Origin of the sequence: Streptomyces sp. NPDC014991 (genome assembly GCF_043080665.1) — a bacterium.
In the GTDB taxonomy this organism is placed as follows: domain Bacteria; phylum Actinomycetota; class Actinomycetes; order Streptomycetales; family Streptomycetaceae; genus Streptomyces.
The window spans coordinates 430863-450942 of record NZ_JBIBVY010000002.1 but is presented as its reverse complement, the minus strand read 5'-3'; the positions used below and the strand labels follow the sequence as shown (position 1 = coordinate 450942).

The window sequence follows — 20080 nt, the reverse complement described above, 5'->3', positions numbered from 1 at the left end:
CTGAAGGGCGCCGAGGACGGCCGCCCTTCGACGCGCGTACACCGACTACAGGGCGGTGGGCGCCTTCTTGTACCAACCGGTGATGACACCCACCAGGTGGACGATGTTCTGCGTGCGCATGATCGGTGCCGAAGCGTTCGGTTCGAAATCGGCGTCGGCCGCGGTGGTGCGCCAAAGGCTGCTCTCGGAGACCGGTGCGGTCATGTGCGGGTCGAGGCGCTTGAAGAAGTCAGTGATGTCGTCGAGTTCGGCCGGATTCTCGCCGGCTCGGAGCTCCCGGAACACACCGCCGAGGACGCGGAGCATGCCCACCGAACCGAGGAGAGAGGTTCGACGTACCTCCTGGGCCATGGTCAGCCCCCCGGGCCGACGCTCCGCGTCGGGATCGTCCTCGGTGAGGGATGCGAGGTCGGTGAAGGCGTTCGAGATGACGTCGAGGAAGTCTTTCACCTGTTCGATCACCTCGCCGTCGGTGAGGGTCTGCTCTGCCTTCTTGCTGATCCGGCCCCCGGCACCGGCGATGACGGCGCGGGTGATGTCGGCAACGTGCTTGGCGCCCATGAAATTGGGGTTCTTGAGCGTCATGCGATCCTGCTCGGCGTCGACCCGGCCCTTCAGCAGTGGGTGGTCGATGACGTCGGACAGAGTACGGTTGGCGACCTTGTAGCTGTCGAATCGGGCACGGACGGCACTGCTGATCCCCTTGGCATTGTCCGCAACATCCACGAACATCTGCTGAGCCTTGATGGGGTCCGGCTCGACGTAGATATCCAGGCCGACATACTCAGCCTTGAGACGGTTCATCTGCCCAATGAGCTTCTCACGTTCGGCCTCGAGCTTGGCCGACTTCTCGGCGCTGACCTTTCGAGCCATTTCGCGGTCGACAGCAGAGATGGCATCGGTGATGCGCTGCTTCTCGATGGCGACACCGAGCACACGGTGCTGACCGTCGATGGTCCGCAGGCTGGAGACGCCACCGATCGCCCACGGCACGGTGAGGTAGCCGACGGTGCCCTGATCATCCACCTTCTCGAAGGTGCAGCCTCCGCCGTCCCGGGCCAGCAGGGCGGGGGCCACCCAGTCCTGCTTGGTGTCCAGGTACTCACCGAAGTGCTTGGCGTGCAGACGGTCGACCTTACGGTTGTCCTTGTCGACGTTGTTCGGGTCGGGGACGGGCAGGATGGTCGGGAGATCGAGGAGCGGGACGCGGACGCTGAAGACCGTGCGTCCGCCTTGCGGGGTCTTGATGGCGAGGTACGTACTGGAGTCCTGCGGCTTGGACAGCCGCAGGGGGTCGACGGCAATGCTCACGGATCCCCCCAATGGGATACAGCCACGCACTCGACCGGCGCAGTAAGAATCAAAAGATAGAGCACAGACGGTAAATCCGATGACTAATTCTTAATTCTGCGCATTGATTGATAATCGTTGCTCGAACAGTTTCGGACGTGGCGCAATATGACGGTGATCGACTGTCCACGGTCATCGGTCCAACCGGTCCGCACACGAGACGCGCCGACGGCGTGATGGCAGGGTGCCGTTCCCGCGGAGACGCCGGACGCCGGAGCACCCCGGCGCGGACCCGTGGCTCCCTGGCCGGTGGCCCGGCTGGTGGCCCGAAGTGGGGTGGTTGTGGGGCCGGACTTAGGCTTTCGGTGTTGGAGTAGCGCTTCGCCGGTGCGGTCTGTTCAGTCATGAGGGATGTCCCGTTGAACTTCTGGTCGATCTATCAGCACGGTTTCGCGCGTGTCGCCGCGTGTACCGGCCACACCGTCATCGCCGACCCGCGGGCCAACGCCGAGGCGGTGCTGCGTCAGGCGCGCCGGTGCGCGGACGAGGGCGTCGCCGTCGCCGTCTTCCCGGAGCTGGGCCTGTGCGGGTACTCGATCGAGGACCTGCTGCTCCAGGACGCGCTGCTGGACCAGGTCGAGGCGGGGCTGGCGACGGTCGTGGCCGGGTCGGCGGAGCTGTTGCCGGTGCTGGTGGTCGGCGCCCCGCTGCGGCACCGCAACCGGATCTACAACTGCGCGGTCCTCGTGCACCGCGGGCGGATCCTCGGTGTCGTACCGAAGTCGTACCCGCCGACCTACCGGGAGTTCTACGAGCGCCGGCAGATCGCCGACGGGCATGACGAGCGGGGCGGGACGATCCGTGTCGGGGGCGCGTCCGTGCCGTTCGGGGTGGATCTGCTGTTCGCCGCCGAGGACGTGCCCGGCCTGGTGCTGCACACGGAGATCTGCGAGGACATGTGGGTGCCGGTGCCGCCGAGCGCGGAGGCGGCGCTGGCCGGTGCGACCGTGCTGCTCAACCTGTCCGGCAGCCCGATCACCGTCGGGCGGGCCGAGGACCGCAAGCTGCTGTGCCGCTCGGCGTCCTCCCGCTGCCTCGCCGCGTACGTGTACGCCGCGGCCGGACTGGGCGAGTCCACCACCGACCTGTCCTGGGACGGACAGACCATGATCTTCGAGAACGGGGTGCTGCTGGCCGAGACCGACCGGTTCCCGCTCGACGAGCAGTACGCGGTGGCCGACGTGGACCTCGACCTGCTGCGCCAGGAGCGGCAGCGGATGGGCACCTTCGACGACAACCGCCGGGCCCACGGAGCACGGACCGGCGACTTCCGGACGGTCGAATTCCGGCTGGAGCCGCCGGTCACCGACCTCGGGCTGCGGCGGCGCGTCGAGCGGTTCCCGTTCGTGCCGGCCGACCCCGAGCGGCTCGCCCTGGACTGCTACGAGGCCTACAACATCCAGGTCGCCGGGCTCCAGCAGCGGCTGGCGGCGATCGGCGGGCCCAAGGTGGTCATCGGGGTGTCGGGCGGTCTGGACTCCACGCACGCGCTGATCGTGGCCGCCCGGGCGATGGACCGTGCGGGCCGGCCGCGCAGCGACATCCTGGCCTTCACCCTGCCCGGCTTCGCGACCAGCGACCACACCAAGGACAACGCCCACACGCTGATGCGGGCGCTCGGCGTGACCGCGGCCGAGCTGGACATCACGCCGACCGCGCGGCTGATGCTCCAAGAGATCGGCCACCCCTTCGCGTCCGGCGAGCCGCTGTACGACGTGACCTTCGAGAACGTGCAGGCCGGGCTGCGCACGGACTACCTGTTCCGGCTGGCCAACCAGCGCGGCGGCATCGTGCTGGGCACCGGTGACCTCTCCGAGCTGGCGCTCGGCTGGTCCACGTACGGGGTCGGCGACCAGATGAGCCACTACAACGTCAACTCCGGCGTGCCGAAGACCTTCATACAGCACCTGATCCGCTGGGTGATCGGCAGCGGCCAGTTCGACGAGGAGACCGGCGCGGTCCTGGCCGCGATCCTGGACACGGAGATCAGCCCGGAGCTGGTGCCGGGCGAGGAGATGCAGTCGACCGAGTCCAGGATCGGACCGTACGCGCTGCACGACTTCACCCTTTTCCAGGTGCTGCGCTACGGTCTGCGGCCCTCGAAGATCGCCTTCCTGGCCTGGCACGCCTGGCACGACCCGGAGGCGGGTGCGTGGCCGCCCGGCTTCCCCGAGGCCAAGCGGGTCGCGTACGACCTGGCGGAGATCCGGCACTGGCTGGAGGTGTTCTGCCGCCGCTTCTTCGCGTTCTCGCAGTTCAAGCGCTCGGCCATGCCGAACGGGCCGAAGGTCTCGGCGGGCGGCTCCCTCTCCCCGCGCGGCGACTGGCGGGCCCCGTCCGACGGCAACGCCGAGGCGTGGCTGCGGGATCTGGACCGCTTCGACTTCGACAGCGCGGGGGCCGGCCGGTAGGCGGCGAGGGACGGTGGTGGCGCTCAGGTGTTCCAGGTCTCGTCGTACGGGTCGTGGGGTGCCGGGACCGGCCGTGCCGCGGTGACGCGCAGGTACGGGACCGGGCCGTCGTTGACGGGGTCGTGGGCCAGGCGGGGGGTGTACGTGCCCGTCACCTCCAGCCAGGCGTCCGGGCGCAGGACCGGCGGCAGGGCGCCGGTGAGAGCGATCTTCACCGGCTGGGCGTCCGCGGCACAGCAGTTGAGGGCCATGCGGACCAGGTAGGGCCGGCCCGCGCGGTCCAGCGCGAGGAAGCCGGTGACGCGGACCGCGCGGCCGTGCAGCGAGCGGCCGTGACCGTAGGCCGCGCGGGAGGCGTAGTCCACCACGGACAGCGGCACCGGATCACCGGCGGGCAGCGGGCCGTAGGCGTACGGCTTCTGCAAGGCCGTACCGGAGCGCAGGGCGCTGTAGGAGCCGAGGGCCGGCGGGGCGATGAGGATGAGGGCGAGGAGCGGGAGCAGGAGGAGCCAGGCCACGCGGGGTTCGGGGTGCGCGTCGGTCCGGGTCCGCCGGTGGTGGCGGCGCTCGTACCAGGCCGTCGCCAGTGCCACCGCGACCAGCACCGCGCCCGAGGCCAGCAGCAGCGGGCGCAGGCCCGCCTTGACGTACCGCAGATACAGGTCGGTGGCGCCCGCGTGCAGCAGGGCCGCGCCGAGCAGGAACAGGACGGCCGCCTGGGCCTGGCGGTTCACAGCAGCACCGCCCCGGTCAGTACGGCGCCGGCGACGGCCAGCGTGAAGGTGGCGGGGGCGAAGCGCAGGGCGAACGTACGGCCGAAGGTGCCGGCCTGCATCGCGAACAGCTTGAGGTCGATCATCGGGCCCACCACCAGGAACACCAGTTTGGCCGTCGCGGAGAACTGGGTGAGGGACGCCGCGACGAACGCGTCCGCCTCCGAGCAGATGGACAGCAGGACGGCCAGGACGGCGAGGGCGAGCACCGAGACCAGGGGGCTGCCGGCGGCCTCGCGCAGCCAGGTCGCCGGCACGGCCGCCTTCAGTGTGGCCGCGGCCGTCGCGCCGAGCACCAGGAAGCCGCCGGCGTGCATGACGTCGTGCCGGACCGCGCCCCAGAACGCCTCGCCCCTGGTGGCGCCCTCGTGTGCGCCGTGGGCCGGCGGGCGCAGCCAGTCCGTGCGGCCGAGCCGCTGCCAGAGCCAGCCCATCGCGCAGGCCACCAGCAGGCTCGCCGCGAACCGGGCCAGGACCATCTCCGGGTGCCCGGGGAAGGCGATGGCGGTGGCGGTCAGCACGACCGGGTTGATCGCGGGCGCGGAGAGGAGGAAGGCGAGCGCGGCGGCCGGGGTCACGCCCCGGCGGACCAGGGCGCCCGCCACCGGCACCGACGCGCACTCGCAGCCCGGCAGGACCGCGCCCGCGAGCCCCGCCACGGGTACCGCCAGGGCGGGGCGGCGGGGCAGGGCGCGCGCGAAGAAGGACGCCGGGACGAACACCGCGATCGCCGCCGACAGCAGCACGCCGAGGACCAGGAACGGCAGCGCCTGGACGGTCACGGCCACGAACACCGTCATCCAGCTCTGCATCAGCGGGGTGCCGAGCAGGCCCCGGATCGGGGACTGGGCGAGGACGGCCCCCAGCAGGATCAGCGTCAGCAGCAGCGGGGAGCTGAGCCGCCGGCCCTCGCGGTCCGGCGGCGGCCCGGGACGGTGGACGTCCGCGCCGGGCGGGGCGTCTTCGGTGATGGCCACGGGTGTTCCCTCCGGCTGCTGCTCTGCCTCCCCCTCGGTACGCGGATCCCCGCACGGGTGTTCAGGGCATTGCTGGAACCACTCAACTCCTTGGGGCAGTCTTTCCCCTCGTGGCGAGCGTTCCGTACCAAGGGGGGCCGGGTGTCCCGGCGGCACACATGGTCGTGTGCGGTGACGACGGGCTCGCGCACCGGCTGGCAGCCGAGTTGCGCGGGGTCTACGGCGAGCAGGTCACCCTCGTGGTGCCGCCGAACGAGCGCACCGTGCGGCCCCCGGTGGTCGGACGGGCCCGGGCCGCCTCGGCGGCCCTGTTCGACCGCATGGTCAGTGCCGCGGTGGGCTCCGTGGGCCGGACCGGCGGGGCGGGGCAGCCCGCGGGTCCCGCCGCCGGACACCGCCCGGACGGCGAGGGCGTGCTGGAGGCGTTCGAGCTGACGGAGGCGGTGCTCGCGGAGGCCGGGGTGGCCCGCGCCACCGCCCTGGCCCTCGTGTACGACGACGACGAGACCAACATCCGCGCCGCGCTGACCGCCCGCCGGCTCAACCCCCGTCTGCGGCTCGTCCTGCGGCTCTACAACCGGCGGCTGGGCCAGCACGTCGAGGAACTCCTCGACCAGGCCGCCGCGCTGGCCGCCGGGAGCGGCGCGGACGGCGGCGACGGCGGGGCGGGCGCGGGCGGCAGGAACGGCGGCCTGGAGGCCTCCACGACCGTGCTGTCCGACGCCGACACCGCCGCACCCGCGCTGGCCGCCACCGCCGTCGCCGGCACCAGCAAGGTCGTCCAGGCCGAGGGGCTGCTGCTGCGGGCCGTGGAACGGCCGTTGTCCGCGGAGGGGCCGGACGCCGACTCCGGGCTGTGCACCCTGGCCCTGCTGTCGGGCGGTGACCGGGCCGGTACCGACGGACCGGACGGCAGCGGGGAACAGCAGCCCCGGCTGCTGCCCGACGACGAGGAGGTCCGGCAGGCCGCCGGCCGGCAGGCTGTGGTGCTGGAACAGGTGTCCGCCACGGGTGGCGCGGAACCCGCCGCGCCCGGCCGCGGCGTGACCGGCGTACCGTCGCTCGCCTCGCTGTTCTCCCGCCGGCTGCGCTGGTCCGTGGCCGGCCTGGTGGGGTGTGTCGTCGCGCTCGCCGTCGCGCTGTGGCTGGTGACCGGGACCCATCCGCTGCGGGCCTTCTACGTCACCCTCCTCGACCTCCTCGCCATCGACGAACCCGCCCTCCGCGCGCCCCTGGGCCGACAACTCCTCCAGCTCCTCTCCGCCTTCGTCGGGTTGCTGCTGCTGCCGGTGCTCCTGGCCGCCGCGCTGGAGGCGTTCGGCACCTTCCGCACCGCCTCGACCCTGCGCAAGCCGCCCCGGGGCCTCGGCGGGCACGTGGTGCTGCTGGGGCTCGGCAAGATCGGCACCCGGGTGCTGACCCGGCTGCGGGAGCTGAACGTCCCCGTGGTCTGCGTCGAGGCCGACCCCGAGGCCCGGGGGCTCGCCACCGCGCGCCGGCTGCGGGTGCCGGTGGTGCTCGGCGACGTCACCCAGGAAGGCGTCCTGGAAGCCGCCAAGATCCACCGGGCGCAGGCGCTGCTCGCGGTGACCAGCGCCGACACCACCAACCTCGAGGCGGTGCTGTACGCGCGGACCGTACGGCCCGATCTGCGCGTCGTCCTGCGGCTGTACGACGACGACTTCGCCACGGCCGTGTACCGCACCCTCCGGGCCGCCTACCCGCAGGCGCTGACCCGGAGCCGGAGCGTCACCCACCTGGCCGCCCCCGCGTTCGCCGGGGCCATGCTCGGGCGGCAGGTGCTCGGGGCCGTCGCCGTGGAGCGCAGGGTGCTGCTGTTCGCCGCCGTCGACGTGGACGGGCATCCCCAGCTGGAGGGGCGGTCCGTGCGGGAGGCGTTCCAGGCCGGGTCCTGGCGGGTGCTGGCGCTGCTGGGGCGGGCCGGCACGCCGTCCGGACATGTGCTGGAGAAGGGGGACCGGGTGGTGGTCGCCGCCACCCGCCGGGGGCTCGCGGAACTGCGGTGAGCCTGCCGGGGTCAGGCGCTTCGTGCTGCCGGCCCCGGCCGCCCCACCCCGGTCGTTCCGGCCGGCCGCCCGGTCGCCGCACCCGGCCCGGGCCGGCCGGCGGACACGTTACGGCGTCAGGTTCCGCTGCGCGAACTCCAGTTCCAGCCTCACCTGCTTGATGCGCTCCTCCACCACCAGTGACCCGTGTCCCGCGTCGTACCGGAACACCTCGTGGGCCGCGCCGCGGGTCTCCAGTCTCTTGACGTAGTTGTCGATCTGCCGGATCGGGCAGCGTGGGTCGTTGACGCCGGCCGAGATGTAGACCGGGGCCTTGACCTGGTCGACGTAGGTCAGCGGGGAGGACGCCTCGAAGCGGTCCGGGACCTCCTCCGGGGTGCCGCCCAGCAGGGTGCGGTCCATGGCCTTCAGGGCCTCCATCTCGTCGTGGTACGCGGTGACGTAGTCCGCGACCGGCACCACCGCGATGCCCACCGCCCAGGCGTCGGGCTGGGTGCCGAGGCCGAGCAGGGTGAGGTAGCCGCCCCAGGAGGCGCCGGTGAGGACGAGACGGGCGGGGTCGGCGAGGCCGGAGGAGACCGCCCACTCCCGCACCGCGGCCACGTCCTCCAGCTCGATCAGCCCGACCCGGTGCTTGAGGGCGTCGGTCCAGGCGCGGCCGTAGCCGGTGGAGCCGCGGTAGTTGACGCGGACGACCGCGTAGCCGTGGTCGACCCAGGCGGCCGGGCCCGCCGCGAAGGAGTCGCTGTCGTGCCAGGTCGGGCCGCCGTGCAGGTCGAAAACCGTGGGCAGCGGGCCCGTGGCGCCGGCCGGCTTCTGGATCAGGGCGTGGATGCGGCCGCCCGGGCCCTCCACCCACGCGTCCTCCACCGCCACCGACGCCGGGCACGCCATGCCCGGCGGGTCCAGCACGACTCCGCCGGCCGTGGACCGCACCACCGGCGGCTCGGCGGCCGACGACCACAGGTACTCCACGCTGCCGTCGGGGCGGGCCGTCGCGCCGGAGACCGTGCCGGGCGGGGTGGGGATGCGGGTCAGCCCGCGGGACGCCAGGTCGTACCGGAACAGTTCGCTGCGGGCCTCGAAGCCGTGCGCGATGAGCAGGGCCGAACCGTCCGGATACCACTCGGCGCTGACGTCGCCGGGCAGGTCCAGGGCCAGGTCCGTCTCCTCGCCCGTCGCCACGTCCCAGACCAGCGGCTCCCAGCGGCCCCGGCGCTGGTGCCCGATGAGCAGCCGGGTGTCGCCGTCGACCGGGGCGAAGCCCAGGACCTCCAGGCCCAGTTCCTCGGTGCCGCCCCGGGTGTCGTCCAGCTCGGCGACCGTCGTGCCGTCCGGGCGCAGGACGCGCAGCGCCGCGTGCATGGCGTCGCCGTGCTCGGTGTGCTCGACGGCGATCAGGGAGCCGTCGTGGGAGAGGTCGCCGACGCCCGCCGACTCGCGGTGCCGGTAGATCTCCACCGGTTCCCCGCCCTCGCGGGCCAGGTGGACCGTCGTACCGTCCTCGTCCGTGGAGCGGCCGACGACCGCCGTGCGGCCGTCCCGGGACAGGGCCAGGCCGGCCGGGTAGGACGGGCCGAGGCCGGGGACGGCCGGTTCGTCCGCTCCGCCCGTGAAGGGCTGGCGGCGCCAGATGCCGAACTCGTCGCCGTCCTTGTCGTCGAACCACCAGATCCACGCGCCGTCCGGGGAGAGGACGCCGTCCGTCGTGCCGTTCGGCCGGTCCGTCGCCTGCCGCTGTCCGCCCGTCGCGCGGTCCCACGCGTACAGCTCGTACGTCCCCGTCGCGTTCGACACGAACAGGGAGCGGTCCGGTGCGTCCTCCGCCCAGTCGGGCAGGGACACGCGCGGCGCCCGGAACCGCTTCTCCCAGTCCGGCATGTCCGTCGTGTCCGGCGTGCCGCTCTCACTCATCGCCCCAGTCATGCGCCCATACTGCCTGGTCGCGCCGACCTTTGGGCGGCGGGTGCACCCAGCCTGTGGACAACTTCCCGGCCGCGGGCGTTCCCGCCCCCTGCGCGTCCGCCTGCCGGGGGCCGGAGCGTCCCGGACGCGGACATGAGCCGCCCCGCGGCCGAGCCACCGCGGCGGGCGCCGTACCGTGGAGGGCGTGTACCGGTTTCTGCTGACACCCCGCTGGTGGGGCATCAACGTCTTCGTGCTGCTCGCCATCCCGTTCTGCGTCTTCATGGGGTCGTGGCAGCTGAGCCGGTTCGAGGACCGGGTGCAGGACCACCGTGCGGTGACCGAGCAGGTCGCGTCCGGCCGGGACGAGGCCGCGCGTCCGCTGGCCGCGATGCTGCCCGTCGACAAGAGCACGGCGGGGCGGCGGGTCAGCGCGAGCGGGCGGTACGGGAAGCAGTTGCTGGTGCCGGGGCGGGAGCTGGACGGCAGGGGCGGCTTCTACGTCCTCACCCTGCTGCGGACCGGCTCCGGCAGGGCGTTGCCGGTGGTGCGGGGGTGGCTGCCGGGCACCGCGGACCCCGCGAAGGCGCCCGCGCCGCCCCGCGGCGAGGTCACCGTCACCGGGGCGTTGCAGGCGTCCGAGACGCCCGGGAGCAACGGGGTCGGTGCGCAGGGCGGACTGCCGGCGGGGCAGACGGGGGTGATCAGCTCGGCGGCACTGGTGAACCTGGTGCCGTACCGGCTGTACGACGCCTGGATCACGCTGGACCGCGGTGACGCGGGGATGAAGGCGGTGCCCGCGAGCGCGCCGGACGGTACGGGGCTGGACCTGAAGGCGTTCCAGAACCTCGGGTACACCGGGGAGTGGTTCGTCTTCGCGGGGTTCGTGGTGTTCATGTGGTTCCGGTTGCTGCGGCGTGAGGTGGAGGCCCGGCGGGACGCCGAGCTGGGCCTGGTGACCGAGGACCACCCGACGCCGGTGTCCAGCGGCTGACCGGCGCGGATGCGGGTGCCCGGCGGGTGCCGGGCGGGAGCGGGAACGCCCGCCGCCCGTGCGCGGGATGCCGCCGTGGCCGCCCGCGGCGCGCCCCGGCCGCCCGTCCCGCGCTCCGTGCGTACCCGCCGCGCGTCACGCCCCCGCCAGCACCCCGGTGTAGTAGACCGTCCCGGCGCACGCCCCGGACACCATCGCCGTGGCCGTCGGGGAACCCGGTGCCGCCGTGTGGGTCAGCAGGATGCTGCCGTCGGCCGGGCCGTCCTCGGTGACGAGCTGGGGTGTGGCGCCCACCGAGGCACCGGTGTCGGCCGTACCGCCCGCGGCGTCCGCGTCCTGGGTCGGCGTCGGATCCGGCGTGGGTTCGCCCGTGTCGGTGCCTCCGGTGCTGCCGCCGCCGGTGGTGGGGCAGGTCTCCGAGGGCACGAAGGCGAACTTCTCCTCGTACGCCGCGCCCGGCTGGAGGATCAGCCCGGAGACCTCCAGGGACGGGTCCGGCAGGGCCGCCGCCGCGTCCCCGGCCACATGCCGGGCAGCGATGATCTTGGCCGGGTCGGCGGCGCCCTGTGCCGTGGGCGTGACGGTGCCCGGGCCGCCGAGGGTGCAGGCGGTGCCGGAGACGTTGGCGACGCGGAAGACGCCGTAGACGACGCCCGTGGTGTCGGGCGCGTCGGCCGTGCCGGTGGCGGAGCCCAACTGGCCCGCCGTGCACAGCGGAACGCCCGGGGCGACGGTGGCCGGGGGGTTGACGCCGCCGGTGGAACCGCCGCCGGTGTGGCCGCCCTTGCCCTTCTCGTCGTGCTTGCCGGGCGTCTTGCCGGGCTTGGCCGTCGCGCCGCCGGCGTCCTTCTTGCCGCCCTTGTCGCCGCTCTTGTCCTTGCTCTGGCCGGTACCGCCCTGGGCCTGGGAGGACTGGCCGGCCATGGCGGTGTTGGGGTCGGAGCCGCCGGCGTACGAGACGTGGACGAGGGCGGGGATCGCGGTGCCGATGAACAGGGCCGCCGCGGCCATGCCGACCACGGCCTGCCGCTTGCGGGCGCGCCGCGCGGGTACCGCCCGGCGCAGGTGGTCCAGGGTGCCGGTGCTCGGTTCGATGTCGTCGACCGCCGAGTGCAGCAGTCGGCGCAGGGCCAGTTCGTCGGAGTCCGGCGTGTCCGGTCCGTCGAGTCCGTCGGGCCCGTCGGCGGGCGCGTCGGGCCCGTCGGGACGGGGGCCGGACCCCTTGGGGCCCTTGTCGTCGGGGCCGTGGTTCACAGTTCCGTTCCCAGCGTGCGTTGGCGTGTGCTCTTGCCCGTGCCGTTGTGTCGGCTCGTGCCAGGCGTAGGGCTCGTGACGTTCATGGGAGTGACGTTCATGGGAGTGGCCGTCATGCGGTTCGCCCCCTTCGGCGTGGTCTTTCATGCCGAGGCCTCCATGGCGACCCGCAGCGCGGCGACGCCCCGCGAGCCGTACGCCTTGACCGAGCCCAGGGATATGCCGAGGGTCTCGGCGACCTGGGCCTCGGTCATGTCCGCGAAGTAGCGCAGCACGAGCACCTCGCGCTGGCGGCGCTGGAGACCCTTCATCGCCTTGATGAGGTCGCGGCGCTCCAGCTGGTCGAAGGCGCCCTCCTCCGCGCTCGCCATGTCGGGCATCGGCTTGGAGAGCAGCTTCAGGCCGATGATGCGCCGGCGCAGCGTGGACCGGGAGAGGTTGACGACCGTCTGGCGCAGGTAGGCCAGGGTCTTTTCGGGGTCGCGGACGCGCTTGCGGGCGGAGTGGACGCGGATGAAGGCCTCCTGGACGACGTCCTCGCAGGAGGCGGTGTCGTCGAGGAGGAGGGCGGCGAGGCCGAGCAGGGAGCGGTAGTGCGCCCGGTAGGTCTCGGTGAGGTGATCGACGGTCGTGCCGGCGGCCACGGTCGCCGGGGTGGTCCCGGTCTCCTCGGCGCCGTCACGCTGACTGGGTATGCGGGCCGGCCGCGCTGCGGGCATGGGCGCGATCACCGGCATGCCGCCGGGCGTGCGGGGCCTGAGCGCCGCACGGGGCGGCCGCAGGGCCGTGCCGGTGCGGGCCACACTGAGTTCGAGTACCTCTGCCACGCCGGTTGGACACGTTCCCCCCCTCGGAGGTTGTACGTGCCGGGCGTCACATGTGCGACAACCGACGGTGCCTCAAGTGCCGTCATGCGTCCCGCTCTTCCCTTATGTCCCATTTGAACGGGCGTCCCCACGCCCCGATCACGGCGTCCCCACGCCAGGATCATCACGCCCCCAGGTCCCGCAAGGGTGACCGCAAAGACGCTCCCCGCCCTCCGTACGGTTGCGGAGGGCGGGGAGGCACATCCTCTGTCGTGAGGAGAGACCGGTTCAAGTGGGTCACGACCATGCTCCCGGCCACTCTTCGCACACAGATCCTACGCAGCGGGGCCGGAGAGTCTCGTTCGGACCGGACGAAAATTGCTCAGCCGCGGCCGGGCGGCTCCGCCGCGACCAGCTCCGCGATCTGCACCGCGTTCAGCGCGGCACCCTTGCGCAGGTTGTCGCCGCACACGAACAGTTCGAGCGCGGTCGGGTCGTCCAGGGCCCGCCGCACCCGGCCGACCCAGGTCGGGTCCGTGCCCACCACGTCTGCGGGGGTCGGGAACTCGCCGGCCTCCGGGTTGTCGCAGAGCACGACACCGGGCGCGGTGGCGAGGATCTCGCGGGCGCCGTCGACACCGACCTCGCGCTGGAAGCGGGCGTGGACGGTCAGCGAGTGCGTGGTAATCACCGGCACCTGCACGCAGGTCACGGCGACCGGCAGCCGCGGCAGTCCGAGGATCTTGCGGGACTCGTCGCGGACCGTCATCTCCTCCGACGACCAGCCGTCCTCCCGCAGCGATCCGGCCCACGGGACGACGTTGAGCGCGACCGGCTCCGGGAACGGCCCGGTGCCGTCCCCGACGGCCCGCCGTACGTCCCCGGGCTTGGTGCCCAGTTCGGTGCCGGCCACCAGGGACAGCTGGGCCCTGAGCGTCTCCACCCCGGCCCGCCCGGCCCCGCTCACCGCCTGGTACGACGACACCACCAGCTCACGCAGCCCGAACTCGGCGTGCAGCGCGCCCAGGGCGACGATCATCGTCAGGGTCGTGCAGCTGGGGTTGGCGACGATCCCGCGCGGGCGGGACCGCACGGTGTGCGGGTTGACCTCGGGTACGGCCAGGGGCACGTCCGGGTCCGTCCGGAAGGCGCCGGAGTTGTCGACGACGACCGCACCGCGCGCGGCGGCGACCGGCGCCCACACGGCGGCGACCTCGTCGGGGACGTCGAACAGCGCGATGCCGACCCCGTCGAAGGCTTCCTCCGACAGGGCCACCACCTCGGTCTCCGTCCCGCGCACGGCCAGCTTGCGGCCGGCCGAGCGCGGGGAGGCGATCAGTCGGATCTCACCCCAGATGTCCGCCCGCTGGGACAGGAGCTGGAGCATGACCGTGCCGACGGCCCCGGTCGCACCCACGACCGCGAGCGTCGGCCTGCCGGTCAGCGCCATCAGCGGCCGGTGCCTCCGTAGACGACGGCCTCGTCGGTGTCGGAGTCGAGCCCGAAGGCGGTGTGCACGGCGCGGACGGCCTCCGCCACGTCGTCGGCGCGGGTGACGACCGAGATGCGGATCTCGGAGGTCGAGATCAGCTCGATGTTCACGCCGGCGTTGCTCAGCGCCTCGAAGAAGGAGGCGGTGACGCCCGGGTTGGTCTTCATGCCGGCGCCGACCAGGGAGATCTTGCCGATCTGGTCGTCGTAGCGCAGCGAGTCGAAGCCGATGCCGGAGCGGTTGCGCTCCAGCGCGTCGATGGCCTTGCGGCCCTCGGTCTTCGGCAGGGTGAAGGAGATGTCCGTCAGGCCCGTGGAGGCGGCGGACACGTTCTGCACGACCATGTCGAGGTTGATGGCGGCGTCGGCGATGGTCCGGAAGATGGCGGCGGCCTCACCCGGCTTGTCCGGCACACCGACGACGGTGATCTTGGCCTCGGAGGTGTCGTGCGCGACACCGGAGATGATGGCCTGCTCCACCTGCTTGTCCCCAATCGGCTCACTGCTGACCCACGTGCCCTGCAGCCCGCTGAAGCTGGACCGGACGTGGATCGGGATGTTGTAGCGGCGGGCGTACTCCACACAGCGGTGGAGCAGCACCTTGGAGCCGGAGGCCGCCAGCTCCAGCATGTCCTCGAAGGAGATCCAGTCGATCTTCTTCGCCTTCTTCACCACGCGCGGGTCGGCGGTGAACACGCCGTCGACGTCGGTGTAGATCTCGCAGACCTCGGCGTCGAGCGCGGCGGCGAGCGCCACGGCCGTCGTGTCGGACCCACCGCGGCCCAGCGTGGTGATGTCCTTCTTGTCCTGGCTCACGCCCTGGAAACCGGCGACGATGGCGATGTTGCCCTCGTCCAGCGCGGTGCGGATCCGGCCCGGCGTGACGTCGATGATCCGGGCTTTGTTGTGGACCGAGTCGGTGATGACACCTGCCTGGCTGCCGGTGAAGGACTGCGCCTCGTGGCCCAGGTTCTTGATCGCCATCGCCAGCAGCGCCATGGAGATCCGCTCCCCGGCGGTCAGCAGCATGTCGAACTCCCGGCCGGCAGGCATCGGAGACACCTGCTCGGCGAGATCGATCAGCTCGTCCGTCGTGTCGCCCATCGCGGAAACGACGACGACAACCTGGTTGCCGTTCTTCTTCGCTTCCACGATCCGCTTGGCGACGCGCTTGATGCCCTCGGCATCGGCTACGGAGGAGCCTCCGTACTTCTGCACGACAAGGCCCACGTGCGCTCCTCGCTCGGTTCGTTTGTGTCGGCTCAGTTTAACGAGCGTCCGCATCCCACCACCGTTCTCCCGCATGGTGAGACGCCGGACGCCCGCTACCGCCACCTGCCCGGCGTGCCGCCCGGCACTCGGAACGTGCCCGGGCTCACAACCGCGCCCGGCGGCTACGTGGCCGGCCGGATGCCCAGCGGATCGCCGATCTCCTGGGCCATCACCCGGCCCGCCTCGAACTCCAGGGTCTCGTCGCCGATGGCCGCCTGGTCGGTGTCGAGGCCGTCCAGCTCCTCCAGGGGCTGGTTCAGGCGGACGTGGATCAGGACGGACTGGAGGGCGCGCAGTACCGCGGACGCCATCGGACCCCAGTTGGAGAAGTACGAGAACTGCCACCACCACAGGGCCTCGGTGGTGCGGCCCGCGCGGTAGTGGACCATCCCGTGCCGCAGGTCGGTGATGATGTCCGCGAGGTCGTCGGAGATCCGGCCGGGCACCGGCGCCTTGCGGGGCTCGTACGGGTCGAAGACCTCGGAGTAGACGTCGACGGGGTCCAGGAGGCGGGCGAAACTCTCGCGGATCCCGTCCACGTCCGGTTCGGGACCCGGGTCGGGCTCGTAGCGGTCGTCGGGGACGATGTCCTCGTGGGCGCCCAGCCGGCCGCCGGCCAGCAGGAGCTGGGAGACCTCAAGGAGGAGGAAGGGCACCGTCGAGCCGGGTTCGTCGCCCTTCGCCACCTCCGTGACAGCCACCAGGAAGCTCTCGACCTGGTCCGCGATCTGGACCACGAAGTCGTCCGGGTTCTGCGCCGAGGCGTGCAGTGTGGCGTCAGACATCTAGGAGTCGTCTCCCCTCGAAGGCGCGGCCGAGGGTCACCTCGTCCGCGTATTCCAGGTCGCCACCCACCGGGAGGCCGCTGGCCAGGCGGGTGACCTTCAGGCCCATGGGCTTGATCATGCGAGCAAGGTACGTCGCCGTGGCCTCGCCTTCCAGATTGGGGTCCGTGGCAAGGATCAGTTCCGTGACCGTCCCGTCGGCCAACCGCGCGAGAAGTTCCCGGATACGCAGGTCGTCGGGACCGACACCCTCGATCGGGCTGATCGCGCCCCCGAGCACGTGGTAGCGGCCCCGGAACTCACGGGTGCGCTCGATCGCGACGACGTCCTTCGGCTCCTCCACCACACAGATGACGGAGAGGTCGCGGCGCGCGTCACGGCAGATGTTGCACAGCTCCTCCTGTGCCACGTTGCCGCACGTCGCGCAGAAGCGGACCTTCGCCTTCACTTCCAGGAGCGTCTGCGCGAGCCGTTTTACGTCGGCCGGCTCGGCCTGGAGGATGTGGAAGGCGATCCGCTGCGCGCTCTTGGGACCGACGCCGGGCAGCCGCCCCAGTTCGTCGATGAGGTCCTGGACCACGCCTTCGTACAACGGACTGCCTTTCCTGGAGACCTTTCGGTACGTACGGTAGTCGGCACCCGCCTTCGCGTGGAAGGCGGCGGGGTCAGAACGGCAGACCCGGGATGCCGCTGCCGCCGCCCAGCCCCTGTGCCAGCGGGCCGAGCTTCTGCTGCTGGAGCGTCTGCGCGTTCTCGTTGGCCGCCTGCACGGCTGCCACGATCAGGTCGGCGAGGGTCTCGGTGTCCTCCGGGTCCACCGCCTTGGGGTCGATGCGCAGCGCGCGCAGCTCGCCGGACCCGGTCACGGTGGCCCGCACCAGACCGCCACCGGCCTGCCCGTCGACCTCCGTGTTCGCCAGTTCCTCCTGCGCCTGCTGGAGGTCCTGCTGCATCTTCTGGGCCTGCTGGAGCAGCTGCTGCATGTTGGGCTGGCCACCGGGAATCACGATCAGCTCCTCGCCGTCTTCTCCGACGTCCTTCTCGACGTCTTCTTTCTCCGTCGTGACTGAGCCTACGTGGTCCACGCGGCCATCGCCCCGCCACTCTTTCGAGTGAGAACTACGGGAGTCCTCTACCTGATCAAGACGCACTTCCGGGCGGAAAACCCGGGGAAGCCCCCTCCCCGCCACCCGTCGGGCGGTAGGAAGGTGGCCGCGCGTCGGCAGGGCATGTCACGCAATGTGACCGGTCGTGATCAGTAGGGAGTGCCGGGTGGGTCAGCCGGAGATGCAGCCCGAGGGTCCGCCTCAGGACGGGCGGGGCGAGGGCGCGGCCGGGCTGCGGCCGGGCGACCTGACCGGGCGGGCCTTCCCGCTCGGGGACTGGGCGGAACCCGCCGAACGGCTGGACGAACTGTACCGGTGGGTGGAGGACCGGGCGCTGGAGACGGCCGCGTGGTATCTGCGGGACCGGGTCCGCAAGCGGCGCTGGGCGCGGGTACTGCGGGCGGGCACGGCGGCCGGGGCCGTGGTGGGGGCGGCGCTGCCCCTGCTGGACCTCACCGGGGTGGCCGCCGGGATCGCCCCCTGGGGGTGCCTGGCCCTGCTGCTGGCGGCCTCCTGCGCCGGCGTCGACCGGTTCTTCGGGGTCACGTCCGGCTGGATGAGGGACGTGGCGACCGCGCAGGCGGTGCAGCGGCGGCTCCAGACGCTTCGGTTCGACTGGGCCTCGGAGTGCGTGCGGGAGGTGCTGGGGCCGGCGGAGGGGACGGCGAGCGAGGCGGCCGAGCGGTGCCTGTCGGTGCTGCGGCGGTTCTCCGAGGACGTCACCGAGCTGATGCGTACGGAGACGACCGACTGGATGGTGGAGTTCCGGACGGGTTCGGTACCGCTGGGGATCCAGACGGCGGTGACGTCGGTGCCGCGGCAGGAGGCCGGGGGTTCCGGCGGCCGTTTCCCCCTGCCGCCGGCGAACGGGAGCCGGCCGAACATGCCCAGACAACGCCCGCCCGAGCCACGCTAGGCACTTCGCCGGCCCGGTCACTCCTTGCTGTACGTCAGGCTTTCCCCGCCGTTCGCCTTCGACCGCTTCAGGCGCCCGTCCGGCAGCAGGGTGACCTCGGTGGCCTCGCCGGGCGAGCAGGAGGAGGCGGGCGCACCGCTGGTGACGGTGGAGGGCCCGATCTCCAGCGGCCCGCCGGCGCCGGGCTCCGCGGCGAGCGTGCCCTCGAAGACGCAGTGGTACGTCCCGCCGCCGTCGGTGGGTCCGTCCGCGACCAGCGTCAGCACGGCGTCGCCCACCTCGCCCTGCCGGAGGGTGAGTGCGCGGGTGTGGGAGCCGTCGGCGTTGTCGATGGTGGTCCGCCAGGAGCCCAGGTAGGCGTCCGGGACCGCCCCCGCCGTGGAGGCGGACGCCGACGGTGACGAGGTGGCCGGTGTGGGCGCCCCGGAGGTGGCCGGGGGCGCGGAGGTGACGGTGGGGACGGGGCTGACCGTGCCGCCGCCCTTGTCGTCGTCGCCGCTGCCGTTCTTCATCAGCGCGTACACCGTGCCGCCCGCGCCCAGCGCGACGACCAGGGCGATCACGACGAGCAGCGCGGTGGACCGCCCGTTGCGCCGCTCGGTCTCCCCCGGCGCTCCGGCGGTCGTCGGCCCGTACGGAGGGGTGTGGCCGAGCCCGCCGGCGTACGGGTTGTACGGCGGCGGTGCTCCTCCCCAGGACCCGGCGCCGGGCTGCTGGGGATATCCGTAGGCGGCGGGCGCGGGGTGCTGCTGCGGGTGCTGCTGGGCGTACGCGGGCCCGTACGCGCCGGGTACGGCGCCGAACCCGGGCGGCGCCGGCGGCGTGCCGGGCGGTGGGGCCGGGGCGGAGACGGTGGTGGGCAGATGTCCGACGCCGGCGCCGGGCACCGGCCCGGCGGGCGGAGCCGGCGGCCCGTCGGAGACGGCGGCGTGCTCGGGCGACGCACCGGCGCCCACGGAGGGCGCCCCCGCTCCGGCGCCGGACATGCCCGCTGCCGGCAGGGGCGGTGCGAGGGGGAAACCGTCCGCCGACGCGCCCGCGTCGGGCGACGACGGTCCCGGGCCGCCTTCCGGGCTCTCCACCTCCAGCAGCCGCACGGCGTGCCGTCCCAGCTGCGCGACCAGCGAACCGGGCAGCCACGGGTCCCGGGACCGCCCGTCGGCCACCGTGTCCTGGGCCCCGGTCCGCTCCAGGATCGTGTCCAGCGAGGGCCGGGCCCCCGGGTCCTTGCGCAGGCAGTCCCGGACCAGGTCGGCGATCCCCTCCGGCACCCCCGTCAGGTCCGGCTCCTCCTGGGCGATCCGGAACATCAGCGCGTGCACCCCGCTGTCGGCGCTCCCGAAGGGCGGGGCCCCGGTCGCCGCGTAGGCCAGCACGGACCCGAGGCAGAACACGTCGCACGCCGGTGTGATCCGGTCCCCGCGCACCTGCTCGGGTGCCATGAACCCGGGCGACCCGACGAGCGACCCGGTCCGGGTCAGCCCCTCACCGGCGGCGGTGGCCGTCTCCAGGGCCCGCGCGATGCCGAAGTCGATCACGCGCGGCCCGTCGATGGTCACGAGCACGTTCGACGGCTTCAGGTCCCGGTGCACGATCCCCGCCGCGTGGATGTCCGTCAGCGCGTGCGCGAGTCCCGCCGCGAGGATCCGTACCGACCGCTCGGGAAGCGCCCCGTGGTCGTGCCCGACGACCTGCTGGAGGCTCGGCCCGGCCACGTACCCGGTCGCCACCCACGGCACGGGTGCCTCGGTGTCCGCGTCCAGCACGGGCGCGGTCCAGTACCCGCCGACCCGCCGCGCGGCCCGCACCTCCTGCCGGAACCGCGCGCGGAACTCCTCCTGCTCGGCCAGCTCCGCACGGACGAGTTTCACGGCGACGGTACGTCCCCGCTCCGACCGGGCCAGATACACGTGCCCCATGCCGCCCGCGCCGAGCCGCGCCAGCAGTCGGTAGGACCCGATCCCCTGGGGGTCCCCCGCTCCCAGCTTCTCCATCCCCGCGCCGCCTTCCCCC

The 20080-nt window shown here is 72.8% G+C and carries 16 protein-coding genes; 4 read left to right on the top strand and 12 right to left on the bottom strand.

Annotated features, from left to right (window positions below):
• Nucleotides 1-45: 45 nt before the first annotated feature.
• Nucleotides 46-1311, bottom strand: coding sequence for a DNA sulfur modification protein DndB (locus ACF1BE_RS06070; protein ID WP_392197745.1), 1266 nt, complete (start codon nt 1309-1311; stop codon nt 46-48).
• 383 nt (nt 1312-1694) lie between these two features.
• On the opposite strand from ACF1BE_RS06070, the gene ACF1BE_RS06065 reads away from it, so the two are divergent.
• Nucleotides 1695-3761, top strand: coding sequence for an NAD(+) synthase (locus ACF1BE_RS06065; protein ID WP_392197744.1), 2067 nt, complete (start codon nt 1695-1697; stop codon nt 3759-3761).
• Between the two features lie 23 nt (nt 3762-3784).
• On the opposite strand, the gene ACF1BE_RS06060 is transcribed toward ACF1BE_RS06065, so the two are convergent.
• On the bottom strand, nt 3785-4495 hold the full coding sequence (locus ACF1BE_RS06060) for a TIGR03943 family putative permease subunit (protein ID WP_392197743.1): 711 nt from the start codon (nt 4493-4495) through the stop codon (nt 3785-3787).
• Nucleotides 4492-5511 (bottom strand): permease, encoded by a 1020-nt coding sequence (locus tag ACF1BE_RS06055; protein ID WP_392197742.1) that lies wholly within the window; start codon nt 5509-5511, stop codon nt 4492-4494. Before ACF1BE_RS06055 ends, ACF1BE_RS06060 begins: the two co-directional genes overlap by 4 nt.
• 158 nt (nt 5512-5669) lie before the next feature.
• Here ACF1BE_RS06055 and ACF1BE_RS06050 point away from each other — a divergent pair, with 158 nt between their 5' ends.
• Complete coding sequence (locus ACF1BE_RS06050) at nt 5670-7538, top strand: NAD-binding protein (protein WP_392197848.1); 1869 nt, start codon at nt 5670-5672, stop codon at nt 7536-7538.
• Between the two features lie 108 nt (nt 7539-7646).
• Here ACF1BE_RS06050 and ACF1BE_RS06045 read toward each other — a convergent pair whose 3' ends face one another.
• Complete coding sequence (locus ACF1BE_RS06045) at nt 7647-9452, bottom strand: prolyl oligopeptidase family serine peptidase (RefSeq protein ID WP_392197847.1); 1806 nt, start codon at nt 9450-9452, stop codon at nt 7647-7649.
• 196 nt (nt 9453-9648) lie between these two features.
• Here ACF1BE_RS06045 and ACF1BE_RS06040 point away from each other — a divergent pair, with 196 nt between their 5' ends.
• Nucleotides 9649-10437 (top strand): SURF1 family protein, encoded by a 789-nt coding sequence (locus tag ACF1BE_RS06040; RefSeq protein WP_392197741.1) that lies wholly within the window; start codon nt 9649-9651, stop codon nt 10435-10437.
• A gap of 135 nt (nt 10438-10572) precedes the next feature.
• Here the strand turns inward: ACF1BE_RS06040 and ACF1BE_RS06035 are convergent, their stop codons facing one another.
• The 7 genes from ACF1BE_RS06035 to ACF1BE_RS06005 all read right to left on the bottom strand — a co-directional run bounded on the left by ACF1BE_RS06035 (nt 10573) and on the right by ACF1BE_RS06005 (nt 17052).
• Nucleotides 10573-11691: a hypothetical protein gene (locus ACF1BE_RS06035; RefSeq protein ID WP_392197740.1), complete on the bottom strand. Its 1119-nt coding sequence runs from the start codon at nt 11689-11691 to the stop codon at nt 10573-10575.
• Nucleotides 11692-11834: 143 nt separating this feature from the next.
• Nucleotides 11835-12518, bottom strand: a complete 684-nt coding sequence (locus ACF1BE_RS06030) for a SigE family RNA polymerase sigma factor (protein ID WP_392197739.1) — start codon at nt 12516-12518, stop codon at nt 11835-11837.
• A 361-nt stretch (nt 12519-12879) separates the two neighbouring features.
• Nucleotides 12880-13947, bottom strand: a complete 1068-nt coding sequence (locus ACF1BE_RS06025) for an aspartate-semialdehyde dehydrogenase (RefSeq protein WP_392197738.1) — start codon at nt 13945-13947, stop codon at nt 12880-12882.
• Entirely contained in the window at nt 13947-15218 is a 1272-nt protein-coding gene (locus ACF1BE_RS06020) for an aspartate kinase (RefSeq protein WP_121787698.1), read from the bottom strand. Before ACF1BE_RS06020 ends, ACF1BE_RS06025 begins: the two co-directional genes overlap by 1 nt.
• Nucleotides 15219-15382: 164 nt before the next feature.
• Nucleotides 15383-16045: a DUF5063 domain-containing protein gene (locus ACF1BE_RS06015; RefSeq protein WP_392197737.1), complete on the bottom strand. Its 663-nt coding sequence runs from the start codon at nt 16043-16045 to the stop codon at nt 15383-15385.
• Nucleotides 16038-16637 (bottom strand): recombination mediator RecR, encoded by a 600-nt coding sequence (gene recR, locus ACF1BE_RS06010; RefSeq protein ID WP_392197736.1) that lies wholly within the window; start codon nt 16635-16637, stop codon nt 16038-16040. The genes ACF1BE_RS06015 and recR overlap by 8 nt, the downstream gene beginning before the upstream one ends.
• Before the next feature lie 73 nt (nt 16638-16710).
• A complete protein-coding gene (locus ACF1BE_RS06005; protein WP_392197846.1) occupies nt 16711-17052 on the bottom strand; it encodes a YbaB/EbfC family nucleoid-associated protein in 342 nt (113 codons plus the stop codon).
• A gap of 265 nt (nt 17053-17317) precedes the next feature.
• Between ACF1BE_RS06005 and ACF1BE_RS06000 the strand changes: the two genes are divergently transcribed.
• Nucleotides 17318-18067, top strand: a complete 750-nt coding sequence (locus ACF1BE_RS06000) for an SLATT domain-containing protein (protein WP_392197735.1) — start codon at nt 17318-17320, stop codon at nt 18065-18067.
• 17 nt (nt 18068-18084) lie between these two features.
• Here ACF1BE_RS06000 and ACF1BE_RS05995 read toward each other — a convergent pair whose 3' ends face one another.
• On the bottom strand, nt 18085-20061 hold the full coding sequence (locus ACF1BE_RS05995) for a protein kinase (RefSeq protein WP_392197734.1): 1977 nt from the start codon (nt 20059-20061) through the stop codon (nt 18085-18087).
• Between the last annotated feature and the right edge of the window lie 19 nt (nt 20062-20080).